The organism is Pseudoalteromonas sp. APC 3694 (genome assembly GCF_030407565.1).
In the GTDB taxonomy this organism is placed as follows: domain Bacteria; phylum Pseudomonadota; class Gammaproteobacteria; order Enterobacterales; family Alteromonadaceae; genus Pseudoalteromonas; species Pseudoalteromonas tetraodonis.
This window is the reverse complement of the sequence record NZ_JASDDE010000007.1, coordinates 17,677-32,075: the sequence shown is the minus strand read 5'-3', so window position 1 is coordinate 32,075 and position 14,399 is coordinate 17,677. Positions and strand designations below refer to the sequence as shown.

Below are 14,399 nucleotides of genomic sequence, written 5' to 3'. Positions count from 1 at the left end.
TAACTAGTCTTTTTGTGCATTTGCGAAAGCAGCTGCCATTGCGTTTTCAAACACTGGCTCTTCTTTCTTAAGCTTCTCTAGTACTTCTTTCTCTTCTGCTTCGAAAAGAGCTTTAACAGATAAGCTTAAAGTGCGGTTCTTACGATCAACACCAACGTATTTAACTTCAATCTCGTCGCCTACAGAAACAACAGTAGTTGCATCTTCAACGCGCTCTTGAGCGATATCAGCTACACGGATGTAACCTTCAACGCCTTCGATAAGTTCAACAGTTGCGCCTTTCGCATCAACTTCAGTCACTTTACCTTTAACAATAGCACCTTTTTTGTTTGCATCAAGGTAGTTATTGAATGGGTCAGCTTCGATTTGCTTAACACCTAGAGAGATACGTTCACGCTCTGGGTCAACTTGCAATACGATAGCAGTGATTTCGTCGCCTTTCTTGAATTCACGTACAGCTTCTTCGCCAGGTGTATTCCAAGAAATGTCTGAAAGGTGTACAAGACCATCAATACCACCGTCAAGACCGATAAAGATACCGAAGTCAGTGATTGATTTGATCTTACCAGTAACTTGGTCGCCTTTGTTTTGTAGACGAGCAAATTCCTGCCAAGGATTAGCAATACATTGCTTAAGACCAAGAGAAATACGACGACGTTCTTCGTCGATTTCAAGAACCATAACTTCAACAGTGTCGCCTAAGCTAACAACTTTAGAAGGGTGGATATTCTTGTTAGTCCAATCCATTTCAGAAACGTGTACTAGACCTTCAACGCCTTCTTCGATTTCTACGAAGCAACCGTAATCAGTAAGGTTAGTTACACGGCCAGAAAGTTTAGAACCTTCTGGGTAACGACCAGCGATAGCTGCCCATGGATCTTCGCCAAGCTGTTTAAGGCCTAGAGATACACGAGTTTTATCTTTGTCGAATTTAAGAACTTTAACTGCGATTTCGTCGCCAACATTAACGATTTCTGAAGGGTGTTTAACACGCTTCCACGCCATATCAGTAATGTGTAGTAGACCATCAACACCACCAAGGTCAACGAATGCACCGTAGTCAGTAAGGTTCTTAACGATACCTTTAACTTCTTGACCTTCAACAAGGTTAGCAAGAAGCTCTTCACGTTCTTGTGAGTTTTCTGATTCGATAACTGCACGACGTGAAACAACAACGTTGTTACGTTTTTGATCAAGCTTGATCACTTTAAATTCAAGCTCTTTGCCTTCAAGGTGAGTTGTGTCACGTACTGGACGAACATCAACAAGTGAACCAGGTAGGAAAGCACGGATTGAATCAACTTCAACTGTGAAACCGCCTTTAACTTTACCGTTGATAACACCAGTAACAGTCTCTTGCTCTTCACATGCTTTCTCAAGACGGATCCACGCTTCGTGACGCTTCGCTTTCTCACGAGAAAGGATAGTTTCACCGAAACCGTCTTCGATTGCATCTAGTGCAACATCTACTTCGTCGCCAACAGCAACTTCTAGTTCACCAGCAGCATTTTTGAACTGCTCTGCAGGGATAGCACTTTCTGATTTAAGACCAGCATCTACAAGTACAATGTTGTTCTCGATTGAGATTACTGTACCTTTAACGATAGAGCCTTGCTCTGCTTCAAAACCCTTTAAGCTTTCTTCAAATAACTGCGCAAAATTTTCTGACATACGAATATACGTCTCATATATTAATACCAATAAGCAACCATGCTGCATGGGGTTGTTAAAATAGCACTGGCATCCTGCTGGTGCATAAAATGTATTTAGCTTCGTTTAGGAAGCTTACCTTCTGAGATGCTCGCATCTAATAAAGTTATAACTTTATCAAAGACTTGCTGCGCGTTGAGTTCGCTAGTATCAAGCTCAATCGCATCCTCTGCAGGTACAAGCGGCGCAACGGCACGATTCATATCGCGATCATCACGTGCTTGAATGTCCTGTAATAGACCACTTAGTGTAACATTAAGCCCGCGCTCATTCAACTCAACAAAACGTCTGCGAGCACGTTCTTCTGCACTTGCGGTTAGAAATATCTTTAATGGCGCATCTGGAAATACCACAGTGCCCATATCGCGGCCATCGGCAATTAAACCGTTTTCTGTTCTAAACGCACGCTGGCGGCGAAGCAACGCTTCTCGAACACGCGGTAATGCGGCCACTTTAGACGCTGCAGCCCCCACTTCTTCATTTCGAATAGTGGTTGTGACATCTTCGCCTTCTAAAATAATCTTTCCTGCATTAGTGTCACTGTCTATCAAAAACTGCACATCAAGATTTGCAGCTAATGGGACGAGTGCTTCTTCGTTATCTAACGCAATTTGGTGATGAAGTGCTGCAAGTGATAGTACGCGATAAATTGCTCCGCTATCTAACACATCCCAGCCTAATTTTTCAGCCAATAGGCGACAAACAGTTCCTTTACCAGAACCACTTGGGCCATCTACGGTGATTACGGGCATTAATAACTCCGGCATTTAAAACCTCCTTCAATGCACACCAAAATAAACCGCCACATTATACGCCAATTAATAAAGATTATCCGCTTTTAGTATGTAACTTTTTATAAATACTTATAAATAGCCTATTTACTGACAGATGCTAACACTTTGAAAAATGTTGGGAATGTCTTATAAGTACAGGCCGGATCGTTAATCGTTATGGGCTTACCCCCTACTGCCACCATTGCAAAGCACATGGCAATACGGTGATCGTCGTAGGTATCTACAGCCACATTATTAAAATGTTTTGGCGGTGTGATCTCAATAAAGTCGTGCCCTTCAACCACGTCAGCCCCTACTTTTTTAAGCTCGGTGGCCATTGCATGTAAACGGTCAGTTTCTTTTACCCGCCAGTTATAAATATTACGAATAGCGCTTGGCCCTTTAGCAAACAAGGCAACAGTCGCCAAGGTCATGGCAGCATCAGGTATCGCATTAGCATCTATATCGATACCGTTAAGCTCGCCTTTACGAACAACTAAACGCTCGTCATACCAATCAATTTTGGCACCCACTTGCTCCATCACTTTAGCAAAACCAATATCACCTTGAACTGATTTAGCGCCGACGCCTTTAATTTCTATTTCGCCACCGGCAATTGCTGCAGCAGCAATAAAATAAGACGCCGATGAAGCATCACCTTCAACCATTATGCGCTCAACAGCTTGGTATTGCTGTGCACTTTTAACGAAGAACGTAGTGTAATTATCATGCTCAACAGTTACACCAAAACGCGCCATTACATCCAGCGTAATATCAATATAAGGCTTAGAGACTAAGGTGCCTTTAATTTTAATGTGTGTATCGCCTTTAAATAACGGCGCAGCCATAAGCAGCGCCGTTAAAAATTGACTTGAAATACTGCCGTCAATTTCGACTTCACCACCGGATATTTGCCCACCGATAATTTTAAGTGGTGGGTAATCTTTATTTTTTAAATAACTTACATTACCACCCAAGGCTTGTAAAGCATCAACTAAATGCCCTATAGGGCGCTCTTCCATGCGCGGCTCACCAATTAACTCATACTCACCAGCAATCGCACTCAGTACTGCCGTTAATGGCCGATACGCTGTACCTGCATTACCTAAAAACAACGGCTCAGTTGGCGTATTAAACACGCCACTCACGCCCTCTACGGTTGCTACGGTGCGCTCAGTATTAAGCGTTACATTAACGCCTAAGTGCTTTAACGCACCCAACATATGGCGAATATCGTCGCTGTCGAGTAAGTTTTCAACAACCGTGGTGCCGTTAGATAATGCTGCTAATAATAAAATTCGGTTTGATAAACTCTTTGAGCCCGGTAATGTCACACTGCCATTCACTTGTGAAATAGGGGCTAAGGAAAGTTGCTCCATTAACTATTCTCCTTAGCGAAGTTAGCCATAAAGTCAACTAAGGCTTGTACACCTTCCAATGGCATCGCGTTATAAATACTGGCGCGCATCCCGCCAACAATACGATGACCTTCAAGCGCTAACAAGCCCGCTTCTTTTGACTCTTTAACAAACTTATCATTTAAGCTTTCATCAACCAGCCAAAAAGGTACATTCATACGTGAACGGCAATGCTTCGCTACTTTATTGGTATAAAAATCTGAACCATCAATAAAATCATAAAGCAGCTGCGCTTTGGCAATATTATGAGCTTCCATGGCTTTTACACCCCCGGTTTGCTCAAGCCATGCAAATACTTCTGCCGCTAAATACCAAGCAAAAGTCGGTGGGGTGTTAAACATGCTGCCTTGTTTTGCTTCAAGGGCGTAATCTAAAATACCCGGCTTGGCGAGCCCTTCACGCTCAAGTAGCGTTTTGCGAACAATCACAATAGCAATGCCCGACGGACCGATATTTTTTTGTGCACCCGCGTAGATTAAATCAAATTGATTAACGTCAATTTCGCGCGATAGAATAGTCGACGACATATCGGCGACAATCGGTGCTGTTGGGTGACTAGGTACATCAAAAATCTCTAGACCATCTACAGTTTCATTTGGGCAGTAATGAATATATGCAGCATCGGCTGGTAAAACCCAATCGGCTACCTGCTTGATAGAAAATAAACCGTTATCATCATTACGTACGTCAATTGTGTGAGTTTGAGTAAACTTATCGGCTTCGTTGGTTGCACTTTTTGACCAAACGCCATTTTCACAATAAACTGCTTTTTTACCGTTAACATGAAGGTTTAAAGGTACGGCACTGAATTGACCTCGACCACCACCGTGCATAAATAGCACTTCAAACTCGTCACTTATATTCATTAAACGACGCAGGCTGGCTTCACATTTAGCGGTTAATGCTAAAAATTCATGACTACGATGACTTATTTCCATCACCGATACACCAAGACCTTGCCAGTTTAAAAACTCTTTTTGTGCCTTTTGCATAACAGCCGGTGGTAACATTGCAGGGCCTGCACAAAAATTATAAATACTCATTACCTTTTCCTCATTCCAGTAATTTACTGTTTAACTTGAACTAATACCAATCCGCAATAATACTTAATCATTTTACGGGGCTAAACGTGTCGCTACCTGCGTTAAAAAATTCTCATTTAGAACAACTAAATAGCAAATTTTTTGCCTAGCTATCAAGACGTTTTTCCAGCCTCAAAATAGACCACTTAATTAAGTGAATTGGTATTAAACTAATTCAAGTGTCTTTAGTTTTTTTCAACCACATAAAAAAAGCGGCCAAGGCCGCTTTTTTCAATCTCAATTATTCTGAAGGAGGATTGTCATCCGCTACTTCATCTATAACTGTATCTACTGTTTCAACGTCTTCGATATCAATCAAGTCACTTTCAGTCACTTCAATCTCTTCTATACGTTGTAAACCAACTACTTGCTCTTCGTCAATAGTTCTGATCAAAATAACACCTTGGGTGTTACGTCCAACCGTAGAAACTTCATTAACGCGAGTTCGTACTAAGGTACCACGATTCGAAATAATCATTATTTCGTCGTTGTCATCAACTTGAACAGCACCAACAACGGCACCATTACGCTCACTCACCTTAATTGATACAACACCTTGTGTTGCACGACTCTTAGATGGGTAGTCTTCAAGTTGAGTACGCTTGCCGTAACCATTTTCTGTTACTGTTAATATTGCACCGTCATTCTTAGGTACAATCAGTGATACAACACGTTGTTCGTCTGGCATCTTAATACCACGAACACCCGTTGCAGTACGACCCATAGGGCGTACACCTTTGAAGCGAATCTCAGGCTTACCTTCTTCATCAAGAACAGGGTTACCATTTTCATCAACTACCGTGGTTTCTTCAGCTTCTTTAAAGCGTACAACTTTACCCGCATCAGTGAACAACATAATTTCGTTGCTACCATCGGTAATATCAACACCAATTAAGCTATCACCTTCGTTTAAGTTAACGGCAATAATACCGCTAGCACGTTGACGGCTGTATGCAGTCAATGGTGTTTTCTTAACCGTACCAAATGCTGTCGCCATAAAGATGTATTTATCATCTTCATAATCGCGTACCGGCAAAATAGCAGTAATACGTTCATCTGCTTCAAGCGGTAATAAGTTAACAATTGGCTTACCGCGCGCTGCGCGACTTGCAAGTGGTAACTGATACACTTTAAGCCAATATAATCGACCCGCTGTAGAGAAACAAAGAATAGTATCGTGCGTATTGGCAACAAGTAGACGTTCAATGAAATCTTCATCTTTCATCTTGGTTGCTGACTTGCCTTTACCACCACGACGCTGCGCTTCGTAATCACTTAACGCTTGATACTTAACGTACCCTTCGTGTGATAAGGTCACAACCACGTTCTCTTCGTTAATTAAGTCTTCAAGGCTAATATCGTGTGCAGCTGCATTAATTTCAGTGCGGCGCTCATCACCATATTGTTCTTTAATTTCAACTAACTCATCACGAATAACTTCCATTAAACGTTCTGGATTTGCCAAAATGAATAATAACTCGGCAATCAACTCAAGTAATGATTGATATTCGGTAAGAATTTTTTCGTGTTCAAGACCAGTAAGTTTGTGTAAACGTAAGTCTAATATTGCTTGAGCTTGTTGCTCAGAAATATAGTACTGACCATCACGAATACCAAGCTCGCTTGCTAACCAATCTGGGCGTGCCACGTTGTCTTCGCCTGCTTTATCAAGCATGGCTTTAACATTACCTAATTCCCATGGACGCGCTGTTAATGCAACTTTTGCTTCAGCAGGTGTTGGCGACTTACGAATAAGTTCGATAATTGGGTCAATGTTAGCCAGTGCAATCGCTAAACCTTCTAGCGTATGCGCACGATCGCGAGCTTTGCGTAAATCAAACACCGTACGACGGGTAACAACTTCACGGCGGTGAATAATAAACTCTTCAAGCATTTCTTTTAAGTTGAAACACTTAGGTTGGTTATTAATTAACGCAACCATATTCATACCAAACACAGTTTGTAACTGAGTTTGTGAATAAAGGTTGTTTAAAATAACTTCACCTACGTCACCACGTTTGATCTCGATAACGATACGCATACCGTCTTTATCTGATTCATCACGTAATGCGCTGATCCCTTCAATTTTTTTATCTTTAACTAGCTCGGCGATTTTTTCAATCAAACGTGCTTTGTTAACTTGGTAAGGGATTTCATGAACAATAATCGTTTCGCGACCCGTCTTTTCATCGGTTTCGATGTCAGCACGCGCACGCATGTACACTTTACCACGACCGGTTTGATAAGCTTGTTCAATGCCTTTTTTACCGTTAATAATCGCCGCAGTTGGGAAATCAGGCCCAGGAATGTAATCCATTAACTCAGTAATGGTCAATTCAGGGTTTTGAATAAGCGCTAAACAGCCATTCACGACTTCTGTTAAGTTATGTGGCGGGATATTTGTCGCCATACCAACCGCAATACCCGATGAACCATTTACTAATAGGTTAGGTATTTTAGTGGGTAACACATCAGGAATTTGCTCTGTGCCATCGTAGTTAGGCACAAAATCAACCGTTTCTTTTTCAAGATCGGCTAATAATTCGTGCGACATTTTTGCCATACGTACTTCTGTATAACGCATTGCCGCTGCTGAATCACCATCAACCGAACCAAAGTTACCCTGACCATCTACTAGCATGTAACGCAGTGAGAATGGCTGAGCCATACGTACGATGGTGTCATAAACTGCACTGTCGCCGTGTGGGTGGTATTTACCGATTACGTCACCGACCACACGGGCCGATTTTTTGTAAGGCTTGTTCCAGTCATTACTAAGCTCGTTCATTGCAAACAAGACGCGGCGGTGAACAGGTTTTAAACCGTCACGTACGTCTGGTAATGCACGTCCTACAATTACACTCATGGCGTAATCTAAGTAGGAGTTTTTTAACTCGTCTTCAATATTGACTGGCAGAATTTCATTGGCGAGATCAGTCATTTGATATCACATTCCTTCAGTATCAGCTCTTAACAACCCATTATTAGGTATTAAGAGTGTTTGTTATTATTTCTAAGCAACCATGCTATCACAATTAATTTTAATTTACAGGCGCAAAACTTTGCGATTTATCAATTTAGCCCTATATAATGGCCTCAGATTGACGAGGAAGTATTTTATGACCGAACATCAAAATGTAGATAACGCAGAAATAGCAAAGTTTGAAGCCATCGCAGAACGTTGGTGGGATTTAGAAGGCGAATTTAAGCCGCTTCACGAAATTAATCCATTACGATTAGATTTCATCGCAGACAAAACTAAAGGATTATTTGACAAAGAAACCCTCGATGTAGGATGTGGCGGCGGTATTTTAAGTCACAGCATGGCGCGAATGGGGGCAAAGGTAACAGGTATCGATATGGGGCAAGAGCCTTTAACTGTCGCTAAGTTACACAGTTTAGAAACAAGTGTACCCGTTGAATATATAAAAGTACCTGCTGAACAATTTGCTGATGAGCACCCTGAGCGCTTTGATGTGATTACTTGTATGGAAATGTTAGAACATGTCCCCGACCCTGCTTCTATTATCCATGCAGTCGCTAAATTAGCAAAACCTGGGGCCGATGTATTCTTCTCCACCCTTAATAAAACCCCTAAAGCTTACTTATACGCTATTGTCGGCGCAGAAAAACTGTTAAAAATGGTGCCAGAAGGTACCCACGACCATAAAAAGTTCATTAAACCTGCGCAATTAATTGCATGGGCAGAACAAGCAGGGTTAAAGGTACGTGCCAGTGCAGGATTAAGTTACAACCCACTCTCAAAGCAATATACGGTTAATGATGATGTTAGCGTAAATTATATGCTGCACTTTGAGAAGTTAGCGTAATGACAAGCTCGCAAACACCTACTAGCCCAATTGAATATCAAGCATTGCTATTTGACTTAGATGGCACTTTACTTGATACCGCTGATGATTTAGGCGCTGCACTTAATAGTGTGCTGCATAATCACCAACAACCACAAGTGGGCAGTGATATATATCGGCCCGCAGCTTCAAATGGTGCAGCAGCATTACTTGCTGCTGGTTTTAAAGAAGGCTGGGGGCAACAATCGCAAGAGCAGCTTTTAGCAGAGCTAGTTGCATACTACGCTGCCAATATTGCCACCCATACCCAATGCTTTGTAGGTATAGAACAGTTACTCATTGCCCTTGATAATAAAGGGATCCCGTGGGGCATTATGACCAATAAGCCTGGCTTTTTAACCGATCCTTTAGTCAAGGCGATTCCTGCATTAAAAAATGCGCAAATTGTGATAAGTGGTGATACCTTAGCTGAATCTAAGCCCTCACCCCTTCCTTTATTACATTGTGCTGAGCAAATGAGTGTTGATCCTTCGCGCTGCCTATATATAGGTGATGCGCTGCGAGATATACAAGCAGGTAAAGCAGCGAATATGCACACCGCTACCGCACTGTGGGGATATGTACCGAGTGTGGACGAGGCATTAGCTTGGAATGCAGATTTTAATTGGCATAGCCCTATAGATGCTTTCAACCACATATAGTGCCATACTAATTTATAAACACTACATATTGTGATTGTGTTAGTTTTTATGCAAAGCTTGATGATAAAAAAAGCAGACAAAATTTATTTTTAAAAAGCGTAAATTTAATCTTTCCTTAGTTGATTTTTACAAATTTCAACTTAACCGAATGATCAAAGGTTAATGCCTACTAACACAATTACGTTATCCCAACGTTATCCACAATCAGAGCGGTTTCTGTCCCTTGCAAAAGATCACAGACCACACTATCTTGTGATCTCTAATTTGAACAACACCAGATATTGTGGCTAAATGTTATTCAATTAAATTTACCTATGCGGTAGAAATAACAATAAAAGAATAGGCACTGGGCGTTTTGAGTGCACTCATTGGTCAAAAATATTTAATTCCCAAGGAATACAGGCAAAACTATGAACCAACAGTTATCTGTAAGCAAACGTGACGGCCGTAAAGAGCCACTTGATCTAGACAAGATCCATCGCGTTATTGAATGGGCCGCCGAAGGTTTAAACAATGTTTCGGTTTCACAAGTTGAACTTAAATCACATATTCAATTTTATGACGGTATTCGTACTAAAGATATTCATGAGACGATTATCAAAGCCGCTGCGGATCAGATCTCAAAAGAATCACCTGATTATCAGTATCTTGCTGCTCGTTTAGCTGTATTCCATTTACGTAAAAAAGCGTATGGCCAATTTGAGCCACCGCGTCTTTTTGACCACGTTACTAACATGGTTGAACAAAAACGCTACGACGCCCATTTGCTTGTTGATTACACAGAGCAAGAACTTGATGAACTAGATACTTACTTAGATCATTCACGCGATCTTAACTTTAGCTACGCAGCAGTAAAGCAGCTTGAAGGTAAATACTTAGTACAAAACCGTGTAACCGGTGAAATTTACGAAAGCGCGCAGTTTTTATATATATTAGTAGCAGCAAGCTTATTCTCAGATTATCCACGTGAAACGCGTATTGATTACATCAAACGTTTTTACGACGCGGTTTCACTATTTAAAATTTCTTTGCCTACACCAATTATGTCGGGTGTGCGTACGCCAACGCGTCAGTTTAGCTCATGTGTACTGATTGAGTGTGGCGACAGCTTAGATTCAATTAATGCGACTTCATCAGCCATTGTTAAATACGTTTCTCAACGTGCTGGTATTGGTATAAATGCCGGACGTATTCGTGCATTAGGTAGCCCTATTCGTAACGGCGAAGCGTACCACACAGGCTGTATTCCGTTTTATAAGCACTTTCAAACAGCGGTTAAAAGCTGTTCGCAAGGCGGTGTACGTGGCGGTGCAGCTACTTTATTCTACCCGCTTTGGCACTTAGAAGTAGAAAATCTGCTGGTACTTAAAAATAACCGTGGCGTTGATGATAACCGCGTACGTCATCTAGATTATGGTGTGCAGTTTAATAAACTAATGTATTCGCGTTTAATTAAAGACGATTACATCACGTTATTCAGCCCATCTGATGTGCCTGGCCTTTACGATGCATTTTTTGAAGACCAAGACGAGTTTGACGCGCTATATGTAAAATATGAGCAAGACGAGTCAATTCGTAAAAAACGCATTAAAGCCATTGAACTGTTTTCTATGTTTGCTCAAGAACGTGCCAGCACCGGTCGTATTTACTTGCAGAACGTTGACCACTGTAATACACACAGTCCGTTTATCTCAAAAGTGGCGCCTATACGTCAATCTAACTTATGTTTAGAAATTGCTTTACCGACTAAGCCTCTTAGCAACGTGAATGACGAAGAAGGTGAAATTGCCTTGTGTACATTGTCTGCATTTAACTTAGGTGCCATTGAGTCACTTGATGAACTAGAAGAGTTAGCTGAGCTTGCAGTACGTGCACTTGATAACCTACTTGATTTCCAAGACTACCCTGTACCTGCAGCTAAAAATGCCACTATGGGGCGTCGTACGCTAGGCATAGGTGTTATTAACTACGCCTATTACTTAGCTAAAAACGGTAAGCGTTATTCAGATGGCAGCGCAAATGCTCTAACGCACAAAACGTTTGAAGCAATTCAGTACTACCTAATGAAGGCATCTAACGAACTTGCTAAAGAGCGTGGAGCATGTCCTAAATTTAACGAAACTACATACTCGCAAGGTATTATGCCAACCGATACGTACAAACGTGATTTAGACAAGATTTGTGATGAACCACTGCATCTTGATTGGGATACATTACGTGCCAGCATTAAAGAGCATGGTATGCGTAACTCCACGCTGAGTGCATTAATGCCATCAGAAACGTCATCGCAAATCTCAAATGCAACTAATGGTATCGAGCCACCGCGTGGTCACATTAGTGTTAAAGCAAGTAAAGACGGTATTTTAAAGCAAGTTGTTCCTGACTACGAACGCCTTAAAGATAACTACGAATTACTGTGGGATATTCCATCAAACGATGGTTACTTACAATTAGTAGGCATAATGCAGAAATTTATCGACCAAACAATTTCAGCAAATACTAATTATGATCCAAATAGATACGAAGGCGGTAGAGTACCTATGAAAGTCTTATTAAAAGACTTACTTGGTGCATACAAACTAGGTGTTAAAACACTTTACTACCATAATACCCGCGATGGCGCATCAGATGCTCAAGAAGACACTCCAGAAGTGGAAGATGATGATTGTGCAGGCGGCGCGTGTAAAATTTAATAGTTAAACTTAAAGCGGGCGCCTTGCCCGCTTTGTCCTGATAGTCTTAGTGATAGTTTTTTGAGTGATAAACATGTCTTATACTACTTTTAGCAGAAATCATAATAACCAAATGCAAGAGCCAATGTTTTTTGGTCAAACCGTTAACGTGTCACGTTACGATCAACAAAAATACCCTATTTTTGAAAAACTAATTGAAAAACAATTGTCTTTCTTTTGGCGACCTGAAGAAGTTGATGTAAGTAAAGACCGTTTAGACTTTCAAGCGCTTCCCGAACACGAAAAGCATATATTTTTAAGCAACTTAAAATACCAAACGTTGCTTGATAGTGTTCAAGGCCGCTCACCTAACGTAGCATTACTTCCTATCGTATCAATTCCTGAACTAGAAACGTGGATTGAGACATGGGCGTTTAGTGAAACTATCCACAGCCGTTCTTATACGCATATTATTCGTAACGTAACTCAAGCGCCTGAACTCATTTTTGATGACATTGTTAGCAATGACAAAATTAGTGAGCGTGCCGATGCGGTAACTACTTATTATGATGACCTAATCAATTCTGTATCGCTTTACAACCTATACGGTGAAGGCAAACACGAAATTAATGGCCAAACCGTAGTAGTTAATTTATTTGAGCTGAAAAAGAAATTGTACTTGGCCATGATGTCAGTGAACATCCTTGAGGCTATTCGCTTTTATGTGAGTTTTGCCTGTTCATTTGCGTTTGCAGAGCGTGAATTGATGGAAGGTAATGCTAAAATTATAAAGCTTATTGCCCGTGATGAAGCACTTCACCTTTCAGGTACTCAGCATATTTTAAATATCATGCAAGATGGCAAAGATGACCCTGAAATGGCGATTGTTGCCGCACAATGCCGTGAAGAAGCAATTAAGATGTTTGTTGAAGCCGCAGAGCAAGAAAAAGAATGGGCCGAGTACCTATTCAAAGATGGCTCGATGATTGGTTTGAATAAACACATTCTATGTCAGTACGTTGAATATATTACCAATGCGCGTATGACCGCGATTGGTCTGCCTGCACAGTTTGAAAACAACAGTAACCCTATTCCATGGATCAACTCATGGTTAGTGTCTGACAATGTGCAAGTTGCTCCTCAAGAGGCCGAAATAAGCTCATACTTAGTTGGTCAAATTGATTCACAAGTAGATGCCGATGAGTTTGGTGACTTTGATTTATAATGACTGATAGAACGACTGCAAGTATTACGCTTGCAGATAACAGCCAGCGTATTGATTTTACCGCTGGCTGCCCTTCTCTTTTACATTGCCTAGAATCAAATAAGATTGATGCCGCTTACCAATGCCGTGAGGGATATTGCGGTGCGTGTCGAGCAACACTTGTCTCTGGTAAAGTTAATTACAATGAAGAGCCGTTAGCGTTTGTTCGCGATGGTGAAATACTCTTGTGTTGCTGCAAACCAAATGGTGATATCAGTATTAATTTAAAGTAACTAACTCACATTAAGCGTATTTAACAGCACGAGAATAATATATAACAGCTAGGTTTGTACCAAACCTGTTTGCCGTGTTTTTAAACTCAAACACGCCTACTAGTACAGTGTTATTTACTCTGAATATTCTGCAGGCACAAATCGGTAATGGCCCGTAATTGTATACGCAAAAAGCATATCGCTCATTTCTGGTCCACGACCAATATTATGCACAATAAGCGGGTTGCCGCTGCCCTGTTCTATTTCATTAACGACCATACCAATATGCGGTAAATTACCTGGCAGCATCCAAGTCACTATGTCACCGGCTTTATAATCCTCTGCATTAAGCGATTTACTTAACACTTTTGCATGGCGCTCAAAGTAAACTTGTAAGTTAGGCACACGTCGATGATCAATATTTTTATCTGGCTTGGTTAATCCCCAAATACGCTTAGAAGGATATGCTCGAAAATTGTTCTGCATGTCTTCATGTACTAATTTTTGCAAATCAATACCAAGCTGTCGGTACGACCTAATTAAAACATCGGTACACACACCAATATTAGCGGGCACATCACCACCTGGGTACTCAAGCTTATGATAGGCACCATCGTAAGTTACTGGTTGTGTTGTTCTATGGATTAATGCATTAACGATATCATCATCAAAAGAGCTCGCCTGCACCTTAAAGGCAAATAGAGCTAGTGAATAAAACAAAAAACGTGACATATAAATTCCTTTTATAATAGTAATTA

The 14,399-nt window shown here is 41.1% G+C and carries 11 protein-coding genes; 5 read left to right on the top strand and 6 right to left on the bottom strand.

Features of this window, described 5'->3' with window-relative positions; genetic code table 11:
• Positions 1 to 3 precede the first annotated feature (3 nt).
• The 5 genes from rpsA to gyrA form a co-directional block, all read right to left on the bottom strand.
• Entirely contained in the window at positions 4 to 1,671 is a 1,668-nt protein-coding gene (rpsA, locus tag QMA00_RS04230; RefSeq protein WP_002961176.1) for a 30S ribosomal protein S1, read from the bottom strand.
• 95 nt (positions 1,672 to 1,766) lie between these two features.
• Positions 1,767 to 2,477: a (d)CMP kinase gene (gene cmk, locus QMA00_RS04225; RefSeq protein ID WP_076921110.1), complete on the bottom strand. Its 711-nt coding sequence runs from the start codon at positions 2,475 to 2,477 to the stop codon at positions 1,767 to 1,769.
• A 107-nt stretch (positions 2,478 to 2,584) separates the two neighbouring features.
• Entirely contained in the window at positions 2,585 to 3,862 is a 1,278-nt protein-coding gene (gene aroA / locus QMA00_RS04220; RefSeq protein ID WP_076921107.1) for a 3-phosphoshikimate 1-carboxyvinyltransferase, read from the bottom strand.
• A complete protein-coding gene (gene serC, locus QMA00_RS04215; RefSeq protein WP_076921105.1) occupies positions 3,862 to 4,944 on the bottom strand; it encodes a 3-phosphoserine/phosphohydroxythreonine transaminase in 1,083 nt (360 codons plus the stop codon). Before serC ends, aroA begins: the two co-directional genes overlap by 1 nt.
• A 280-nt stretch (positions 4,945 to 5,224) precedes the next feature.
• The gene (gene gyrA, locus QMA00_RS04210) at positions 5,225 to 7,924 is read right to left on the bottom strand and encodes a DNA topoisomerase (ATP-hydrolyzing) subunit A (protein WP_076921103.1); all 2,700 of its coding nucleotides are present in this window, start codon (positions 7,922 to 7,924) and stop codon (positions 5,225 to 5,227) included.
• A gap of 178 nt (positions 7,925 to 8,102) precedes the next feature.
• On the opposite strand from gyrA, the gene ubiG reads away from it, so the two are divergent.
• From ubiG to yfaE, 5 genes are all read left to right on the top strand, one after another.
• A complete protein-coding gene (gene ubiG, locus QMA00_RS04205; protein WP_054200873.1) occupies positions 8,103 to 8,813 on the top strand; it encodes a bifunctional 2-polyprenyl-6-hydroxyphenol methylase/3-demethylubiquinol 3-O-methyltransferase UbiG in 711 nt (236 codons plus the stop codon).
• Positions 8,813 to 9,493 (top strand): HAD-IA family hydrolase, encoded by a 681-nt coding sequence (locus QMA00_RS04200; RefSeq protein ID WP_076921101.1) that lies wholly within the window; start codon positions 8,813 to 8,815, stop codon positions 9,491 to 9,493. The genes ubiG and QMA00_RS04200 overlap by 1 nt, the downstream gene beginning before the upstream one ends.
• A gap of 410 nt (positions 9,494 to 9,903) precedes the next feature.
• Positions 9,904 to 12,186 (top strand): class 1a ribonucleoside-diphosphate reductase subunit alpha, encoded by a 2,283-nt coding sequence (gene nrdA / locus QMA00_RS04195; RefSeq protein WP_010389918.1) that lies wholly within the window; start codon positions 9,904 to 9,906, stop codon positions 12,184 to 12,186.
• Between the two features lie 73 nt (positions 12,187 to 12,259).
• Positions 12,260 to 13,390 carry a class Ia ribonucleoside-diphosphate reductase subunit beta gene (gene nrdB / locus QMA00_RS04190; RefSeq protein ID WP_010389917.1) on the top strand — a complete coding sequence of 377 codons (1,131 nt, stop codon included), beginning with the start codon at positions 12,260 to 12,262 and terminating at the stop codon, positions 13,388 to 13,390.
• A complete protein-coding gene (gene yfaE, locus QMA00_RS04185) occupies positions 13,390 to 13,662 on the top strand; it encodes a class I ribonucleotide reductase maintenance protein YfaE (RefSeq protein ID WP_076921099.1) in 273 nt (90 codons plus the stop codon). The genes nrdB and yfaE overlap by 1 nt, the downstream gene beginning before the upstream one ends.
• Positions 13,663 to 13,776: 114 nt before the next feature.
• Here the strand turns inward: yfaE and QMA00_RS04180 are convergent, their stop codons facing one another.
• Positions 13,777 to 14,373 carry a DUF1287 domain-containing protein gene (locus tag QMA00_RS04180; protein WP_076921097.1) on the bottom strand — a complete coding sequence of 199 codons (597 nt, stop codon included), beginning with the start codon at positions 14,371 to 14,373 and terminating at the stop codon, positions 13,777 to 13,779.
• Positions 14,374 to 14,399 lie beyond the last annotated feature (26 nt).

Bases quoted from the DNA above. Each gene is read 5' to 3' on its own strand.
- nrdB (WP_010389917.1), top strand. From the start codon at position 12,260: ATGTCTTATACTACTTTTAGCAGAAATCATAATAACCAAATGCAAGAG.
- QMA00_RS04200 (WP_076921101.1), top strand. From the start codon at position 8,813: ATGACAAGCTCGCAAACACCTACTAGCCCAATTGAATATCAAGCATTG.
- nrdA (WP_010389918.1), top strand. From the start codon at position 9,904: ATGAACCAACAGTTATCTGTAAGCAAACGTGACGGCCGTAAAGAGCCA.
- yfaE (WP_076921099.1), top strand. From the start codon at position 13,390: ATGACTGATAGAACGACTGCAAGTATTACGCTTGCAGATAACAGCCAG.
- serC (WP_076921105.1), bottom strand. From the start codon at position 4,944: ATGAGTATTTATAATTTTTGTGCAGGCCCTGCAATGTTACCACCGGCT.
- aroA (WP_076921107.1), bottom strand. From the start codon at position 3,862: ATGGAGCAACTTTCCTTAGCCCCTATTTCACAAGTGAATGGCAGTGTG.
- QMA00_RS04180 (WP_076921097.1), bottom strand. From the start codon at position 14,373: ATGTCACGTTTTTTGTTTTATTCACTAGCTCTATTTGCCTTTAAGGTG.
- gyrA (WP_076921103.1), bottom strand. From the start codon at position 7,924: ATGACTGATCTCGCCAATGAAATTCTGCCAGTCAATATTGAAGACGAG.
- rpsA (WP_002961176.1), bottom strand. From the start codon at position 1,671: ATGTCAGAAAATTTTGCGCAGTTATTTGAAGAAAGCTTAAAGGGTTTT.
- ubiG (WP_054200873.1), top strand. From the start codon at position 8,103: ATGACCGAACATCAAAATGTAGATAACGCAGAAATAGCAAAGTTTGAA.
- cmk (WP_076921110.1), bottom strand. From the start codon at position 2,477: ATGCCGGAGTTATTAATGCCCGTAATCACCGTAGATGGCCCAAGTGGT.